The sequence below is a fragment of the Aestuariivirga sp. genome, assembly GCF_020252395.1.
Taxonomy (GTDB): domain Bacteria; phylum Pseudomonadota; class Alphaproteobacteria; order Rhizobiales; family Aestuariivirgaceae; genus Aestuariivirga.
In genome coordinates this window covers 43,303-60,787 of the sequence record NZ_JADCDB010000031.1, presented here as the reverse complement: position 1 = coordinate 60,787, position 17,485 = coordinate 43,303, and the positions used below count along the sequence as shown (strand labels likewise).

The 17,485-nt window shown below is 65.9% G+C and carries 14 protein-coding genes; 4 read left to right on the top strand and 10 right to left on the bottom strand.

What is annotated here, in order from left to right:
- Window position 1: 1 nt before the first annotated feature.
- Genes IOC82_RS14610 through IOC82_RS14600 form a run of 3 tightly spaced genes read right to left on the bottom strand, consistent with a single transcriptional unit; the run spans window position 2 to window position 3,666 of the window.
- Entirely contained in the window at window positions 2–2,329 is a 2,328-nt protein-coding gene (locus IOC82_RS14610) for a xanthine dehydrogenase family protein molybdopterin-binding subunit (protein ID WP_290546939.1), read from the bottom strand.
- 4 nt (window positions 2,330–2,333) lie between these two features.
- Window positions 2,334–2,804, bottom strand: a complete 471-nt coding sequence (locus tag IOC82_RS14605) for a (2Fe-2S)-binding protein (RefSeq protein ID WP_290546938.1) — start codon at window positions 2,802–2,804, stop codon at window positions 2,334–2,336.
- A gap of 1 nt (window position 2,805) precedes the next feature.
- Window positions 2,806–3,666: a xanthine dehydrogenase family protein subunit M gene (locus IOC82_RS14600; RefSeq protein ID WP_290546937.1), complete on the bottom strand. Its 861-nt coding sequence runs from the start codon at window positions 3,664–3,666 to the stop codon at window positions 2,806–2,808.
- Between the two features lie 233 nt (window positions 3,667–3,899).
- Between IOC82_RS14600 and IOC82_RS14595 the strand changes: the two genes are divergently transcribed.
- Genes IOC82_RS14595 through kynB form a run of 3 tightly spaced genes read left to right on the top strand, consistent with a single transcriptional unit; the run spans window position 3,900 to window position 6,612 of the window.
- Window positions 3,900–4,760, top strand: coding sequence for a choline/ethanolamine kinase family protein (locus IOC82_RS14595; protein WP_290546936.1), 861 nt, complete (start codon window positions 3,900–3,902; stop codon window positions 4,758–4,760).
- A 5-nt stretch (window positions 4,761–4,765) separates the two neighbouring features.
- Window positions 4,766–5,998, top strand: coding sequence for a kynureninase (gene kynU / locus IOC82_RS14590; protein WP_290546935.1), 1,233 nt, complete (start codon window positions 4,766–4,768; stop codon window positions 5,996–5,998).
- The gene (gene kynB, locus IOC82_RS14585) at window positions 5,995–6,612 is read left to right on the top strand and encodes an arylformamidase (protein ID WP_290546934.1); all 618 of its coding nucleotides are present in this window, start codon (window positions 5,995–5,997) and stop codon (window positions 6,610–6,612) included. The genes kynU and kynB overlap by 4 nt, the downstream gene beginning before the upstream one ends.
- Window positions 6,613–6,660: 48 nt before the next feature.
- Here the strand turns inward: kynB and IOC82_RS14580 are convergent, their stop codons facing one another.
- Window positions 6,661–8,331, bottom strand: coding sequence for a hydantoinase B/oxoprolinase family protein (locus IOC82_RS14580; protein ID WP_290546933.1), 1,671 nt, complete (start codon window positions 8,329–8,331; stop codon window positions 6,661–6,663).
- Complete coding sequence (locus tag IOC82_RS14575; protein WP_290546932.1) at window positions 8,328–10,406, bottom strand: hydantoinase/oxoprolinase family protein; 2,079 nt, start codon at window positions 10,404–10,406, stop codon at window positions 8,328–8,330. The genes IOC82_RS14580 and IOC82_RS14575 overlap by 4 nt, the downstream gene beginning before the upstream one ends.
- 90 nt (window positions 10,407–10,496) lie before the next feature.
- Here IOC82_RS14575 and IOC82_RS14570 point away from each other — a divergent pair, with 90 nt between their 5' ends.
- The gene (locus tag IOC82_RS14570; protein ID WP_290546931.1) at window positions 10,497–11,522 is read left to right on the top strand and encodes a LacI family DNA-binding transcriptional regulator; all 1,026 of its coding nucleotides are present in this window, start codon (window positions 10,497–10,499) and stop codon (window positions 11,520–11,522) included.
- 15 nt (window positions 11,523–11,537) lie between these two features.
- On the opposite strand, the gene IOC82_RS14565 is transcribed toward IOC82_RS14570, so the two are convergent.
- Genes IOC82_RS14565 through IOC82_RS14545 form a run of 5 tightly spaced genes read right to left on the bottom strand, consistent with a single transcriptional unit; the run spans window position 11,538 to window position 17,457 of the window.
- Complete coding sequence (locus IOC82_RS14565; protein WP_290546930.1) at window positions 11,538–12,635, bottom strand: alanine racemase; 1,098 nt, start codon at window positions 12,633–12,635, stop codon at window positions 11,538–11,540.
- Window positions 12,636–12,693: 58 nt separating this feature from the next.
- Entirely contained in the window at window positions 12,694–14,661 is a 1,968-nt protein-coding gene (locus IOC82_RS14560; protein WP_290546929.1) for a hypothetical protein, read from the bottom strand.
- 8 nt (window positions 14,662–14,669) lie between these two features.
- On the bottom strand, window positions 14,670–15,743 hold the full coding sequence (locus IOC82_RS14555) for an ABC transporter ATP-binding protein (RefSeq protein WP_290546928.1): 1,074 nt from the start codon (window positions 15,741–15,743) through the stop codon (window positions 14,670–14,672).
- Window positions 15,744–15,745: 2 nt separating this feature from the next.
- Entirely contained in the window at window positions 15,746–16,579 is an 834-nt protein-coding gene (locus IOC82_RS14550; protein ID WP_290546927.1) for a carbohydrate ABC transporter permease, read from the bottom strand.
- Window positions 16,576–17,457: a carbohydrate ABC transporter permease gene (locus IOC82_RS14545; protein ID WP_290547010.1), complete on the bottom strand. Its 882-nt coding sequence runs from the start codon at window positions 17,455–17,457 to the stop codon at window positions 16,576–16,578. The genes IOC82_RS14550 and IOC82_RS14545 overlap by 4 nt, the downstream gene beginning before the upstream one ends.
- Between the last annotated feature and the right edge of the window lie 28 nt (window positions 17,458–17,485).

The window sequence follows — 17,485 nt, the reverse complement described above, 5'->3', positions numbered from 1 at the left end:
ATCAGGCCTTCTTGGCCGCCTCGAGCGCCTTGAGGACGCGCGGGGGCGACATGGGAACATGCGTCATGCGGACGCCGAAGGCGTTCGACATGGCATTGGCGATGGCGGCGAGCGGCGGGACGATCGAGGTTTCGCCAACGCCGCGCACGCCATAGGGGTGGTTGGGGTTGGGGATCTCGAGGATCTGCGTATCGATCATCGGCAAGTCAGAGCACACCGGAATGCGGTAGTCGAGGAAGCCCGGGTTCTGCAGGCGCCCGTCCTTGCCGTAGATATACTCCTCGTTCAGCGCCCAGCCGATGCCCTGCGCCGCGCCGCCCTGGTACTGGCCTTCGACATAGGCCGGGTGCACCGCCTTGCCGGCATCCTGGATGACCGTGTAGCGCACGATCTTCGAGCGGCCGGTTTCGGGATCGACCTCGACATCGGCGATGTGCGTGGCGAAGGAGACGCCAGCACCGTCGGCGACGATCTCGGAGTGGCCCGCAATCGGCCCGCCGGTGTTGCCGGCCGCCGCCGCAATCTCCTTGAGGGAGAGCGGAGCGAGGTTGCCGTACTTCTCGCCCACGGCCTTGGCGTGGCCGTCTTCCCACGTCACGTGCTCGACCGGGATTTCCCACATCCTGGCGGCGCGCTCGCGCAGCACCGTGATGGCGTTGCGGGCGGCGAAGATGCCGGCCATCGAGGAAGAGAAGGTGCCGCGGCTGCCGTCGGTCATGTCGTTGTGGCCGAGCGTGCCGGTGTCGGCGACGATGCACTTCACCTGCTCGTAAGGAACGCCCAGCTCTTCGGCCACGCACAGCGCGATCGAGGCGCGCGAGCCGCCGACGTCCACCGTGCCGACCGTCAGCGTCACCGAGCCATCAGGCCCGACGTTGATGTCGGTGCAGGTCTGGCCGCCGAAGTTGAACCAGAAGCCGCAAGCCATGCCGCGGCCCTGGTTCTTGCCCAGCGGCGCCTTCATGTGCGGGTGCTTCTTGGCGGCTTCCAGCGTGGCGCCGATGCCGATCGGACCATAGACCGGGCCGTAGGAGGCGCGGGTGCCCTGTTTGGCCGCGTTCTTGATGCGGAAGTCCACCGCGTTCATGCCGATCTTGTGGGCGAGCTCGTCCATGACGCTCTCGACCGCGAAGGCGGCCATGGGGGCGGACGGTGCGCGATAGGCCGCCGTCTTCGGGCGGTTCACCAGCACTTCATAGCCCACGGTGCGGACGTTCTTCAGGTCGTAGCAGGCAAAGGCCGTCATGGAGCCGAGCTCGGCCCACATGCCGTAATAGGGGCCGCAGGTGAAGCGCAGTGTCGCATCCGCCGCCACGATGGCGCCGTCCTTCCTGGCGCCGATCTTCACGTCGATGGACGAGGCGGAGGTCGGGCCGGAGGCGCGGAACACCTCTTCACGCGTCATGGTGACCTTCACCGGACGGTTGGCCTTGCGCGACAGGGCAAGCGCCACCGGCTCAGCCCAGACGTGCGTTTTGCCCCCGAAGCCGCCGCCAATCTCCGACGAGGTGACGCGCAGCTTGGAGACGTCCATCCCCAAGAGCATGGCGCAGTGGTTGCGGTAGACGAAGTGCCCCTGTGTGCAGACCCAGAGTTCGCCCGTGCCGTCGGGCGACACGGAGGCCACGCAGGCATGCGGCTCGATGTAACCCTGGTGCGTCTGCTCGGTGCGGAAGGAGCGGGTGACGATCACGTCGGCCTCCTTGAAGCCCGCGTCCACGTCGCCATGGCCGAACTCGGTGCGCTTGGCGATGTTCGAGGCCTTCTTGGGCTTCGGCTCCACGCCTTCAGTGAGCATCCTGGGGTTCACCAGCGGTGCATTGGGCTTCACCGCCTCGTCCACGTCGGTGACGTGCGGCAGCACCTCGTAATCCACCTTGATGAGCTTCAGCGCCTTGCGGGCGGTGGGCGCATCGACGGCGGCAACGGCAGCCACGGCGTGGCCGTCATACTTCGCAACACCGCGCGCCATGCAGTTTTCCAGGATGTCATACATCGACTGGTCGCCGCCGGTGTGATCCGGCAGATCGGCTGCGGTGACGACGGCCTTCACGCCGGGGAGCTTTTCGGCCTTGGACGTGTCGATCTTCTTGATCTTGGCGTGCGCGTGCGGCGAACGCAGCACGAGGCCGACGAGCTGGCCCGGCATGTTGAAGTCCGCGCCATAACGCGCGCGGCCCGTCACCTTGTCGAGGCCGTCGGGGCGCAGAGGACGGGTGCCGACGCTCCTGAAATCCGTCTTGGAGAGAATCGGATCATGAATGACGGTGGGCGTCACGTGGTTCGGCGCATCCTCGAAGGGATGGGCCATGGTGCTTTCAGAAGCCATTGTCTTAACCCCTCATAACTTTGGCGGCGTCCTGGACGGCGCGCACGATCTTGTCATAACCGGTGCAGCGGCAGAGATTGCCGGCCAGACCGAAGCGGATTTCTTCCTCGGTGGGGTCCGGGTTGTGTTCCAGCAGGGCCTTGGCGGCCATCAGGAAACCCGGGGTGCACACGCCGCACTGAAGTGCGGCATGCTCGAGGAACTTGCTCTGCAGCGGGTGCAGCTCCGTGCCGTGGGACATGCCCTCGACCGTCTCGATGTCGCGGCCCTCGGCCTCGACGCCGAGCATGAGGCAGGCGCAGACGACGCGGCCGTCGACCTGCACAGAGCAGGCGCCGCAGTCGCCCGTGCCGCAGCCTTCCTTGGCGCCCGAAAGGCCAAGGCGGTTCCTGAGCACGTCGAGCAGCGATTCATGCGGGTCGCAGGCGAATTCGACAGTGTCGCCGTTGATGGCGGTGGAAACGAGAACGGCCATATCACTTACCTCCTGCGCGCTTATACGCGATCTCAGCGGCGCGCTTCGCCAGCACGGCGGCAACCTTGGTGCGGAACTCGATGGTGCCGCGCTTGTCGTCGATGGGCTTGCAGGCGGCGGATGCGGCCTCGCCCAGCTTCGCGAGGGCAGCTTCGTCGAGCTTGGTGCCGATGACCGCCTTGGCGGCGGCGGCAACGAGCACGACGGTCGGGGCGACCGCGCCCAGCGCCACGCGCGCCTCGGTGATGACGCCCTTCTTGTCGAGCCGCAGATTGACGCCGGCGCTCACCACCGCGATGTCCATCTCAGTGCGCGGAATGAAGCGGAGATAGGCGTCGCCCGAACGGTCCTTGCGGGCCGGCAGCTCTATCGCCTCGATGAGCTCGCCCTTCTTCAGCGCGTTCTTGCCGGGGCCGACCGCAACCTGCTCCACCGGCAGCTTGCGCTTGCCCTTGGGACCCTGGATCAGCGCCTTGGCGCCGGCCGCCACGAGGGCCGGAACGCTGTCAGCCGCCGGAGAGGCGTTGCAAAGATTTCCGGCGACTGTGCAGCGGCTCTGCACCTGCTTGGAGCCGATAAGCCCCGCGGCCTCGACCACGCCCGGCCAGGCTTTGACGAGGGCCTTGTTCTCGTTCATCTCCGCGCAGGAGACCGCCGCGCCGATCACAAAGCCGGACGCGGTCTTCTTGATTTCGCGCATCGGCTTGATGCGCTTGATGTCGACCACGAGATCGGGTTCGACGAACCCGCCCTTCATGCGCACGAGGAGGTCGGAACCTCCCGCGAGCACGTATGCGCTCCCTTTGGCTTTGGCGAGCAGGCCGACTGCCGCCTTGGTGGTTTCTGGTGCTTCATATTGCATTGTGTCACCCGTTTGGAATTTCAACGCGCATTTTGGGCCAGCCGGACCCCAAAGGTCAACCACCGCGGCGCGACTCCGGCATGTGTGCGACGCACGGACGCCGTTGGCGATGGTGCGCTGCGCCGTTGACGCGGCGCGGGGCGCGGTGGAATGTCGCTGGCGGCGAAGGAAAGGGGCGCAAACCGGCCATGGACGCGGCAAACGGCACGAAAGGCGGCGCGGAGGAGGCCCGGGTGAGGGCGCTTTCCCTGTGGAAAGGTCCCGTCACCGTCACACCGCTGAAGGGGGGCGTGAGCAACGCCAGCTTCAAGGTCACCGATTCGACCGGCAGCTATGTGGCGCGGATCGGCGGCGACTATCCCTTCCACCAGGTGTCACGCGAACGTGAAGCCGTCGCGTCGCGCGCGGCCTGCGAGGCCGGGCTGTCGCCGGAACTGGTCCACTCCGGGGAAGGGCTGATGGTGCTGCGCTATATCGAAGCCCGGACCTATACCGAAGCCGACGTGCGCGCCAATGCGGCCGCCTGCGTCGATATCCTCAAGCGCTGCCACGCCGGGATGGGGCGGCGCATCACGGGGCAGGGGGCGGTCTTCTGGGTGTTCCAGATCCTGCGCGACTATGGCGCGACGCTGCAGCAGCATGGCCACCGCCTGGCTGGCGAGGTGCCGCGCTGGCTGAAGATCGTGGACCAGCTCGAGACGGCGCAGGCGCCGCTCCCCATCGTCTTCGGCCACCATGACATATTGCCCACCAATTTCATGGATGACGGCCAGCGCCTGTGGCTCATCGACTGGGAATATGGCGCGTTCGGAACGGCCATGTTCGACCTCGCCTCCCTGGCCGCCAACAATTCCTTCGATGCCGCGGGCGAGACGCTGATCCTCGAGCGTTATTTCGAGACGGAGCCCAGCGAGGCCCTGTGGCGCGCCTTCCATGCCATGAAGGCGGCGAGTGCGCTGCGCGAAGCCGTGTGGGGCATGATTTCGGAGCTCTTCCTCGCCGCGCCCGGCGTCGACTATGCCGCCTATGCAAAGGAATATCTGGGCCGCTTCGATAGGGTCCACGCAGACTATCTCAAGCGATACGGAGCCTGACCCAAATGAACCGCAGCGACTGCGAAGCCCTCGACGCGCAAGACCCGCTGAAGCATAAGCGCGCCGCCTTCTCCATTCCGAAGGGCATGATCTACCTGGACGGCAATTCGCTGGGCGTCCTCCCGAAGAACGTGCCGGCCCGCGTGGCGGAAGTGGCGGAGAAGCAGTGGGGCGAAACCCTCATCAAGTCCTGGAACGAGCATGGCTGGTTCCACCTGCCGCAGAAGATCGGCGACCGCCTCGCGCGGCTGATCGGCGCGGCCCCGGGCAGCGTGATCGCCGGCGACACCATCTCGGTGAACCTGTTCAAGCTGCTCGGCGCCGCCGCCAAGCTCAACCCGTCGCGCCGGGTGATCCTCTCCGACAGCGGCAATTTCCCCTCCGACCTCTATGTGGCGCAGGGCTTCCGGGACCTGATGGACGATGGCTACGTGCTGAAGGTGGTGGACCCCGAACAGGTGATGGACGCGATCGACGGGAGTGTCGCTTTCACCATGATCACCGAGGTCGACTACCGCACCGCGCGCCTGCACGACATGAAGGCGGTAACTGCAACAGCCCATGCCAAGGGCGCGCTGACCATCTGGGATCTCGCCCATTCGGCGGGCGCGACGCCAGTGCAGCTTGCAGCATGTGATGCCGATTTCGCGCTGGGCTGCACCTACAAGTATCTGAACGGCGGCCCGGGTGCGCCCGCCTTCCTCTATGTGAAGCCAGAGCTTCAGGACCGCGTGCAGCCGCCGCTGGCCGGCTGGTGGGGGCACGCGGCACCCTTCGCCTTCGACCCCGACTACCGCCCCGCGCCGGGCATCATCCGCAACCAGTGCGGCACGCAGCCCATCCTGTCGCTCGCCGCCCTCGATGCGGCATTGGACGTGTGGGACGGCGTGGATATGAACGTGCTCCGGCAAAAGTCGCTGGCGCTGTGCAAGACCTTCATCGACTTGGCCGCGCAGCGCCTCTCCGCGCATGGCGTGAAGGTGGCAGGCCCGCGTGACATGAACGCGCGCGGGAGCCACGTCTCCATCCATCACCCTGAGGGCTACGCCGTGATGCAGGCGCTGATCGCGGCCAATGTGGTGGGCGACTTCCGCGCGCCGGACATGATGCGCTTCGGCTTCACGCCGCTCTATACGAGCTTCGCGGAGGTGTGGGACGCCGTCGACATCCTGGCCCGCATCCTCGACAAGGCTGAGTGGAACCAGCCGCAGTTCCTGGCCAAGAAGGCGGTGACGTGATCATCGACATTACGCAGGGCCTTTCGCCCGGCATGGCGGGCTTCCCCGGCGATGCGGCTTACGAGGAAGGCTGGACCTTCAGGCTGGGGCCGGATTGCCCGGTGAATGTCTCGCGCGTGTCCTTCTCCGTCCACTGCGGCACCCATGCCGATGCGCCGCTGCATTACGATGCCAATGGCGCCACCGCCGCCGCGTTGCCGCTGGAGCCTTACATCGGCCCCTGCCGCGTCATCGACGCGCGCGGGGCTGGGCCGCTGTGCGAGCCGGGCGGGATTGCGGCTGCGCTGGAGGGGGCACCCCCGCGCATTCTGCTGCGGCTGATGGACAGCCTTGACCCGAAGGTCTGGCCCACCGGTTTCCGTGCGCTCGCGCCGGAGACGGTGGCGTTGCTGGCCGCCAATGGCGTGAGGCTGGTGGGTATCGATGCGCCGTCGGTCGATCCGGCGATATCCAAGACGCTGGCGGCGCACCACGCCTGCCGGAAGGCCGACATGCGGATACTGGAAAACCTCGCACTCGCGCATGTGGAGCCGGGGGACTACGAACTGATCGCGCTGCCGCTGAAGTTCGAGAACTTGGATGCGAGCCCGGTGCGGGCGGTGCTGAGGCGGTGACTTTGATATCATTGCCCTCCCCACAAGGGGAGGGGGATCCGGTAGCCCTCACCCCTCCCAGCCATAATCCTTTCGCGCCGCCTCGGGCGTCACCAGCCCGGCGGCGATGTCCGCCTCCAGCGCCGCGCGGTCGCGCCGGTCCGGCCTGCCGAAGCCGCCGCCGCCGGGGAGTTCGAGGACCAGCGAGTCACCCGCATCGATGATGTGGATGCCCTTGTCGGGAAGCTTCGAACCCGACCCGCGTGCCGCGAGGCCGGCGCAGCCGGGCTGGCCGCCTTCGCGGCCCTGTGCAGGGTGGATCACGCGGTCGAAGGTGGCCGCCGAAATGGCAAACGGCGCATCCTCGGTGTTGGCAATCTCGATCCGCTGCGAAACGCCGCCGCGCCATTGGCCCGCACCGCCCGAGTCCGCCAGGTAATGCTTGCGCTTGAAGTAGAGCGGGCATTGCGTCTCGGTCACCTCGATCGGAATGGTGCCGACGCCCGACGGGAAGGCGGTGGTGTTGAGGCCGTCCTTGCCCGGCCTGCCGCCGATGCCGCCGAGACCCATGTTGATGACGGCAAAGCGCTTGGCCTTCGCCGTCTGTTCGGGCGGAACCCGTCCGTGGGCGGAGTAAAGCGACAGGATCCAGATGGGTCCCGCGCTCTCAGCCTGCACCGTTCCGGGTAACGCCTGCGCCAGACAACCGAACACGCTGTCGGCCAGCATCTGGCCGATGACGTGACGTGCGGTGACGGGCGAGGGGCGGATGGGATCGACGATGGTGCCGGGCTCGGTGACGAGGTCGAAGCAGGAGAGCGAGCCGATGTTGTTCGGCACATGGGGCGCAATCACCGCCTTCAACCCGAACACCGCATAGGCATGGGTGTAAGTGCGCGGGGAATTGATGCCGAAGAGCGAGGCGGGAGACGTCCCCGAGAAGTCCACCGTGATCTTGCCGCCCTTGATGATGAGCTTGGACTTCAGCGTCAGCTCGCGCTCATAGCCGTCGAGCGGCATGTCGTAGGACCATTCGCCTTCCGGCAGCGCCTTGATCGCCTCGCGCGCGCCCTTCTCGGACTGCTTCAGGATGTGTTTGGCCAGGCCTTCAAGCGAGGTGAGCCTGAACTCCTTCATCATGCCGGCGAGGCGGCGGGCGCCGGTGTCATTGGCGCTGATGAGCGAGAGGATGTCGCCCCGCACCTCGACGGGGCTGCGCGAATTGGCGAGGATGATGGAGAGCAGTTCCTCGTTGACCTTGCCTTCCTTGCGGATGCGCGAATGCGGGATCAAGGTTCCCTCTTCAAATGACGAGTTCGCCTTGGCCGACATGCCGACGCCGCCAACGTCGATGACGTGGCAGGTGGAAGCGAAGAAGGCGACGAGCGTTTTCCCGAAGAACACCGGCGTCATCATCACGTAATCGAACAGGTGCCCAGTGCCGAGCCACGGGTCATTGGTGATGAAGACGTCGCCGGGCTTCATCGTCGATTGCGGGAAGTGCTTGAAGAAGTGGGCAACCGCCGTGGCCATGGTGTTGACGTGGCCGGGCGTGCCCGTCATCGCCTGCGCGATCATGTTGCCCTGGACGTCATAAACGCCGGCGGAAAGATCGCCCGCCTCGCGGGTGATGGCGCCGAAGGCGGTGCGCAGCAGCGACTGCGCCTGTTCCTCGACCACCGCGATCAAGCGGTTCCACATGACCTGCGTGCGGATGGCGGCGAGTGCATCCTTGCTCATCGGCTGCGCTCCAGAACGATGTATCCAAGCGAGTTGACCGAGGCGCTGAAATTCGCGCCGACGATCGTCGAGGTTTCGTCCTCGGCGATTATGGCGGGGCCTTTGATGGCCGCACCCGGCTTCATGTCGAAACGCCAGTAGACGGGGGCGCTCACCTGGCGGCCCAGTGCCGGATCATAGATCGTGCGCTTCGAACGCGGCTTGGGAGCGGCCTTCTTCGCCGCCTTCGCAGCGCGCTTCGGCTTTGCGGACTTCGACGAGACCGTGACCGACCAGGTGATGGCTTCCGCCTCCTGGTTGGGGATGCGCAGGCCATAGACCTGCTCGTAAAGGCGCTCGAATTCCGCCTTGAGCTTTGCGCCGTCGGCCTGCGCCAGCTTCTTCACTGGCACCGGCACGCGGATCTCGTGGCCCTGACCGACATAGCGGCAGTCGGCGATGGCCTGGATCGCCGGCTTGGTCTTGCCCAGCGCGGGTTCCACCACGGCACGCGCATCCGCCGTCATTCTGGCGATGAGCCGGTTGACGCGCCCGGCCTCGAAGTCCTCGAGCGAGACGACGGCACTCTTGGTAATCTCATAGGCCACCGGCGCGCGCAGGAAGCCGATGGCGGAGCCCACGCCCGCACCCCTCGGCACAATAATCGTGTTGACGCCAATTTTCTCGGCGAGGCGGCAGGCATGGAGCGGGGCGCCGCCGCCAAAGGCGATCATGGTGCATGAGGCGATGTCGTGCCCGCGCTCGATTGCATGGACGCGCGCCGCGTTGGCCATGTTCTCTTCCACGATCTCGGTGACGCCGGCAGCGGGCCAGAACTCCTTGAGGCCTAACTTCGCACCGATGTTCTGCTGCAGGGCGGCCTTGGCCGCCGCTTCATCCAGCGCGATCTTGCCGCCGGCGAAATAGGCAGGGTCGATCTTGCCGAGCGCCAGATTGGCGTCCGTTACAGCAGGTTCCGTGCCGCCGCGGCCATAGCAGACGGGGCCCGGCGTCGAACCTGCACTGTCCGGCCCCACGGTGATGCGCGACAGCTTGTCGACGCGTGCGATGGAGCCGCCCCCCGCACCGATCTCCACCATCTCGATCACCGGAATGCGGACGGGGATGCCGGAACCCTTCATGTCCCGATAGGCGCGCGCGATCTCGAACTTCCTGGCGCGCTCCGGCTCGCCATGGGTGAGCAGGCAGATCTTCGCCGTGGTGCCGCCCATGTCGAAGGACAGCACATGGGGAAGCGCGCATTCCGCCGCGATCTGGCTCGCAAGGATGGCGCCGCCGGCGGGGCCAGATTCGACGAGGCGGATGGGGAAGCGCGCCGCCGTCTCCAGCGTCGTCAACCCGCCACCGGACATCATCAGAAACAGCGGGGCGGAGAGCCTCATCTCCTTCAGCCGGCCGCGCAGGCGATGGAGATAGCCCGCCATCAGGGGGCGCACATAGGCATTGGCGACCGTGGTCGAGAAGCGCTCGTATTCGCGAATCTCGGGCGCCACTTCGGAGGAGATGCAGATGGTCACGTCCTTCGGCAGCAGCCGCGCCAGCAGCTCGCGCACCCGCGTCTCGTGACGGTCATGCGCATAGGCATGGAGGAAGCCGATGGCGACCGATTTCACGTCTTCCGCAATCATGCGCTGGGCCAGGCCCTTCACCGCGCCTTCGTCCAGCGGCAGCAGAACGCGGCCATCGGCCGCAAGCCGCTCAGTGATTTCGAAGCGCAGCGCGCGCGGCGCCAGCGGCGCCGGGCGGTCGATCATCAGGTCATAATGGTCGAAGCGCTTCTCGTAGCCCTGCTCGATGATGTCGCGGAAGCCCCCGGTGGTGATGAAGGCGGTTTTGGCCCCCTTGCGCTCGATCAGCGCATTTGTGGCGAGCGTGGTGCCGTGGATGAAGACGCCGATGTCCTGCGGCTTCAGGCCCGAATCCTCCAGCACCAGTGTGAGGCCCTCGATCACGCCCAGTTCCGGCGCGTGAGTGGTGGTCAGCACCTTGCCGGACCAGCGCTTCGCCCCGTCCTCCAGCACGATGTCGGTGAAGGTGCCTCCAATGTCGGCGGCGAGTTTCGCTGTTCTTGCCATGGCGCTTGGTTAGCCCGTTCAAGAGGCATTCGCATCCTGAATCTGATGGGTGTGTTGCAGAAATCCCGGCATCCCTCTATCAACTCCCTCATGGCCAAGGTGACCATCCAGGATGTGGCCCGTGTGGCGGGTGTGAGCGTTGCAACCGTTGACCGGGTGCTGAACCGCCGCCCCGGCGTGCGCGACGTCACCGTCAACAAGGTCGAAACCGCCATCCGGGACCTCAATTACCAGCCGGACCGCATCGCGGCGCGCCTTGCCCGCTCGCGCGAATACCGCTTCTGCTTCGTGCTGCCCGATCGCACCGGCGATTTCTGGGAGCGCATCAACGAGGAAGTCCGCACCATGGCGGATCGCATGGCGGGCGAGCGCGTGTCGATCACCGTCAAGCGCGTCGATGTGTTCGATGGCGAACTCCTGGCCTCCACCCTCGATTCGATCGGCGGCGTGCATGACGGGGTGGCCGTGGCAGCCCTCGATCATCCGGCGGTGCGCGAGGCCATCAATGCGCTGGCCGCGCGCGGTGTCACCGTGGTTACGCTCGTCTCCGACGTTCCGGGTTCGAAGCGCATGCATTATGCCGGCATCGACAATTCTTCGGCCGGCCGCACCGCGGCGAGCCTGATGGGCCGTTTCCTGCGGGGGCTGACCGGCAAGGTGGGCCTCATCGCCGGCTCACTGGCGCTGCGCGACCACATCGAACGCCAGTTCGGTTTCGAACAGGTGCTGACCCATGAATACCCTAACCTGCAGGTTCTCCCCGTGCGCGAGTCGCGCGACGACTGGCGCAAGCTGGAGGAGATGACGGCGCAGCTCTTGGCCGAGCATCACGATCTCGCCGGCATCTACAACGTCGGCGGCGGCACGCGCGGCGTCGTTTCCGCACTCGAAGCCGCGGGCCGCGCCAGGGACGTGGTGCTGCTGGGCCACGACCTGAGCGACGCCAACCGCAAGGCGCTGATCCGCGGCACCATTGACGCGGTGATCAACCAGGACCCCGGCCACGAGGTGCGCAGCGCCATCCGCGTGCTGATCGCCAAGGCCGACAACGTGCCGCTGATCGAGAGCCAGGAGCGGATCAGGATCGATATCTTCCTGAGGGATAATCTGCCTTAGGAGCTTAGCGCCGGCCTACTGCACCGTTCCACGCGCGTCCACCTTCACGGCGCCCAGAACCTCGGTTCCGCGCACGAAGACCACCTTGTCGAACAGATTGGTCACCGGGCACACATGGTTTGGCGTGATGCGCACGAGGTCGCCCACTTTCGGCTTGTCGTTGACCATCGAAATGTCGAGGAAACCGTGCTCCTCCGACATGTTGTACACGCGCGCGCCGGAAAGTGAGCGCACCTCGCCGAAACCTTCGAGGCCGGCGAGGTCGCTGGTCAGCGCCTTGGAGCCCGCATCGATCATGGCGCGGCCGCCGGTCGGAACGCTCACCACGGTCGAGAGCACGGTGAGCGCGCAGTCGCCGGGCGTGGCTGAGCCGGCGGCCATCTGCATGCGGTCCATGTAGATATAGGTGCCGGCGCGGTATTCGCTCACATGGTCCAACCCATCGTCCTTCCACATGTCGGGCGAGCCCCCGGCTGAGACGGCGGGAACCTCGAGGCCCGATTTCGTGAGTCCTTCGCGCGCCGTTTCGAGGAAGCCCGCCATCTGGCCGCGGGCCCCGTTCTTCGGCAGCGTCATCAGTCCGCCGAAGCGGAGACCCGGCGTGCGGTCGATGGCCTGGGCCAGGGCGATCGCGGCCTGCGGGCTCTGCACGCCGTTGCGCGCCGCCCCTGTGTCGCATTCGACCAGAACCTCGATGTCGCGGCCTGCAAGCGAGGCTGCATGCGACAGGCCGTCCAGCACCGCGGCATTGTCCGCCACCACCTTGATGGCCGTGCGCCTGGCGAGGCCGGCAAGGCGGCCGAGCTTGTGTTCGCCCACCACGTTGAAGGTGAGCAGCATGTCGGTGATGCCGGCATCGGCCATCACCTCGGCCTCGCCCAGCTTCTGCACCGTGATGCCCTTGGCGCCGAGGCCGATCTGCGCCTTCGCAAGCGGCACCAGCTTGTGCGTCTTGATATGCGGGCGGTTGGCCAGCCCCAAGGCATCGCAGCGCGCCTGCCAGCGGCGCAGGTTGTTTTCCACCACGCCGATGTCGATGACGGGCACGGGGGTTTCGAGGTCCTCAAGGCGGGGCCCCGCGGGTTCGAAGTCGAAATAGCTGAGAATGTCCATGACGACAGTCTAGCCCAGCTTCAGCCTGGGGAAAGCTGATCTTTGCGCAGGGCAGACGTCACGCCGTGCGGATGCGCACGACTCCGTATGGGCCGAGCTCCAGCTTCGACAGTTTCCGCGCCTGCTCGCCTGCCCGCCACAGGAAGCCGGGCGTGGTGGCGAGCGTCCGGAAATTGCCGTCCGACAGGCGGTGGAGTTCGGCCGGTCCTGTCAGGCCTGCGAGTTTCACCGGCTGCGCCTCCGGAGTGAGGTTGGCGAGCCACAGCTCCGTGCCCTCGCGAGACCGATGCGCCAGCGCGGCAATGCTGCTGGGCGCACTCGACACCGCGTCGAGCCGGCGGTTGCCGCTGGCGGGGCCAAGACCCGCAAGAACGTGATAGACCGGATAAACCTCCGCCGCCGCATCATCGAACCACGGCTGGGCATGCTCCGCCTTGCGGTAGATTGCGCCCTGCGGCCCGGTGACGGCGCCCAGCGCCACCGCATCGAGCCCGCCCTTGGCGAAGGCTGCAAGCAGCCCGACGTTCCATGCGGCGGCGAAGAGCCCGCGCTGGCGCGGGTCCATGGCAGCGAGGCAGACGCGGGAATTGTTGGGGTTGGGCGACACCACCGCGCCGTAAGGATTGTCGCGGCAGGGAATGGAGGAGGGGCCCAGCAGGTAGGGCGTGTCCTTGCCGATCATGTTGCGCGTCGACGCGATGATCGAGGGAACAGCCTCCAGCGTCTCCATCACCGAGATGTCGTCCGCCGCATGCACGATGGGGCACACCGTATGGGTGATGAAGTCGAACACGCCCTTGGGCACCGGCTTGCGGTTCAGTTCCGTGAAGAAGGACAGCATGCCGCCGCCCAGCGTGACACCGGGGAATTCATGGCGCACCGCGGCGGCCATTTCCTCGTAGGCCGGGCCCCAGGGCCTTGGTGTGTTGGGCTGGAAGGACTTGAGATCATGCATCTGGGTGATGACGATGGCGTCGGGCTTGTAGTCCGCCGCGCGGATTTCACTGGCGATGGCCGCAACCTCTTCCGCCGCCGCCTTCTTCGCCGGCAGCACGATCTCGAGGAAGGAGAGCGCACCCGTGCGTTCGCGCAGTTCGCGGAAGGCGGCGGCGGCCTCGCGTTGGCCACTGTTGCGGCCGTCGATCTGGCAGACGAGGTGATTGGGCTCCATCGCCGCGATCAAGTCCACTTTCTGCAGCGCGTGCTTTGCCTCCTTCATGGGCACGCCCACGCCGATAGCCGGGATCATGCCCTTGACGCCGCCCACATCGACGGTGATGGCGGAGCCCGCCTTGGCAGCCTTCTTCGCGGTGGGCTCGCCCTCAATCGTCATGGTGATCGACTGGGTGAAGGCCTCTCCCTTCTTCAGCGTATAGGGCCAGGGGTCCAGCAGCGAGCAGACATAGGTCTTGTAGGAGGCGTCCATCCAGTTCCGGTGGTCCTCCATCTCGAACTTGTTGCCTTCCATCAGCACGGTCGCGGTCACGCCCGGCGCCACCTGGTGTTTCAGCGAGCGGATCTCGAAGACCGGCTGGCCGGGGCTGATCAGTTTCGGGAAGCGGCCCTTCTTCTTCTTGCCGTCGGTGTGCACGATCTCCACGGGTTCGCCGGCGACACCGTTCAGCGGGTGCAGGACGGTGAAGCCGGTGCGGTTGGTGAGGAAATCGGTCGCGGGCGTGCCGGTGACGGTGAAGTTCAGCGTGCCCCTGGCGCTCGCCTCGATCTTCGCCACGTAACTCAGCCCTTGGGTCCTGTCCTTGGTGGTGGCGGAATAGCCGATGGAGAAGCCATCCTTGCCCTGCCTGATCTTCAGGTTCTCGATGGCAGGCGCATAGGTGCCCCAATCCTTGTCGCGCACCAGATAGGCGATGCCGCGCAGCACTTCCGAGCCCCGATAGCGGATGTAGCGCAGCGCGCCATTGTCGAACATGGCGGTGATCGGCCCGGCCGTCAGCGTGCGGCGCTTGCCTTCGGCGACGCCGGTGCCGGTCAGCTTCACTGCGCGGGTGAGGGTGCTCTTTGCCATGGGGTTCCTCAAATCACCTGTTCGCTCTTGGGATCGATGATGACCGCACGTGTCATGTCGATGTCAATCTCCGTTCGTTCGCCGGGGCGCGACACGTCATGGGCGGCAAGTTCGGCGATGATGGAGGCGCCGCCCAGCGGCATGGTGGCCTGCACGCGCGATCCCGTGGGTTGCACGAGTTCGATGGTGACCGGCACGCGGGCGTGGCCCTTGGCCAGCGACTGCCCCGCCATGGCGATATATTGCGGGCGCAGGCCCAGCACCACGGCTTGGCCGGTCTTCATGCCGCTGCGGCCGGGCATGTCCAGCCGCGTGCCGTCGTTGAGCGCAACACCTGTCTCGGTTGCCGTCGCGGGGATGAAGTTCATCTTGGGGCTGCCGAGGAAGCCCGCCACAAAGCGCGTCTTCGGGCGCTCGAACAGGTCGAGCGGCGAGCCCTGTTGCTCGATCAGCCCGTCGCGCAGCAGCACGATGCGGTCAGCGAGCGTCATGGCCTCGATCTGGTCATGCGTCACATAGACCATGGTGCGGCCCAGCTCCTGGTGCAGGCGTTTGATCTCGACGCGCATGTCGTCCCGGAGCTGGGCGTCCAGATTGGAGAGCGGCTCGTCGAAGAGGTAGAGCACCGCGTCGCGCACGATGGCCCGCCCGATGGCCACGCGCTGGCGTTGACCGCCTGAAAGCTCGCGCGGGAAGCGCTTCAGCAGGTGGCCGATGCCCAGCATCCCGGCGGCGCGCGACACCCGCTTCTCAACCTCGGCTTCGGCGAATTTGCGGGCGCGCAGCCCGAAGGCGATGTTGTCCTTGACGTTGAGATAGGGGTAGAGCGCGTAGTTCTGGAACACCATGGCGATGTCGCGGTCCCGCGGCCTCGCCCAGGTGACGTCGCGCCCGGCGATTTCGACGGTTCCGGAGCTGGAGTCCTCGAGACCGGCGATGGTGCGCAGCAAGGTGGACTTGCCGCAGCCCGAGGGCCCCACCAGCACCGTGAATTCGCCCGACGGCACCTCGAGGTCGATGCCCTTCACGGCGTGGAAGGAGCCGTAGTGCTTATGGAGATTGCTGATCTTGAGATCCGACATGGCTAGCCCTTGACTGCGCCCATGGAGATGCCGCGCACCAGGAAGCGCTGCATGACGGCGACGGTGAAGAAGACGGGGATGGTGCCCAGCACCGACATGGCGGCGATCTTGGCCCAGAAATTCGATTGACCGCCGAAATAATGCGTGACCTGCACGGTGTAGGTCGTCACCTCGGTGCGGGTCAGCACCAGGGCGAACAGGAACTCGTTCCAGGCGAACACGAAGGTGAACACGGCGGTGGCGAAGAGCCCGGCCCGCGCCATGGGAAACACCACCTTCCACAGCACCTCCCAGCGGCTACAGCCATCGACAAGCGCCGATTCCTCGAGTTCCAGCGGGATGTCCTCGATGTAGCCGCGCATCATCCAGATGACATAGGGCAGCGAGAAGGCCGTATAGAGCACGATGAGGCCCACATAGCTGTCGACCCAGCCGATGAAAACATAGGCGAGGAACAGCGGAAACACGATGGCCACCGGCGGCATCATGCGCTGCGAGATGATCCATACCGCGAGGTTCTCGCCGCCGGTCTTGAAGCGCACCAGGCTATAGGCGGCGATGGTGCCGAGGATCATGGCGAAGAAGGTGGAGACGCTGGCGAGGATCAGGCTGTTGCCCACGGTCGCCGCGTCGCCGTCCTTGAACAGCACGTGATAGTTCGCGAGCTGGAGCGATTTCGGATACCACACCGGCGGAAAGGCGAAGATCTCATCCGGCGTCTTGAAGGAAATGATGAACAGCCAATAGACCGGGAACACGAACACCACGGTGATCAGCGCCGCGGCGAGATAGCGGAACGCCAGGCGCATGCCGGGGCTGCGGCGGGTGGCGCTCATTTCGCAAGCCCCATGCGCCGGATGGCCCAGGTGACGATGATGGTGAGCATGGCGATGATCAGGAAGGCGATGGCCGCGGTGTAGCTGGTCTCGAACTGCTTGAAGCCCTGGTTGTAGGTGTAGACCGAGATCGTCTCCGTCATGGTGCCGGGGCCTCCCATGGTCAGCGCCCAGATGATGTCGAAGATGCGGAACAGATCGAGCCCGCGGATCAGGATGGCGATCGCCATCACCGGCCATATGGCCGGCAGCACGATATAGCGGAAGCTGCGCCAGAAGGAGGCGCCATCGATCTCGGCGGCCTCGGTCTGGGATTTGTCGACGTTGGAGAGCGCGGCCAGCAGGATGAGGAACATGAACGGCGTCCACTGCCAGATCTCGCAGAAGATGATGGCCGGATAGACCAGCGTGGGGCTGATGGTCCACAACAGGTTCACGCGCTCGCCCGCGAACCAGCCGAGGATCTGGTTGATCGGTCCGTATTGGTTGTCCAGCAAGAGCCGCCAGGTGGCGCCGGCGACAATCGGCGAGATGATCGTGGGCAGCACGAGCAGCGACACGAAGATCTGCCGGCCCGGCATCTTTTCGAGGAACAGATAGGCCATGGCGAGACCGAGGATCAATTCCAGCGGCAGCGCGATGGCTGTGATGATGAGAGTATGCAGCAGCGACTGCCAGAGCCGCGCGTCCCTGAACAGCTGCTTGTAGTTATAGAGGCCGGCGAAGGAGGTGTCGGTGTCCATCATGTCAATGCGCATGAAGGAGACGATGAGCGAATAGATCAGCGGAAACAGCCCAACCGCCAGCAGCAGGAACACCGCCGGCGCGATGATCCAGTATTTGAAGTTGCGGTCGGGCCGGATGACGGTGGCGGACATGGTCACGCGCGCGCATCAGCCCGCAACC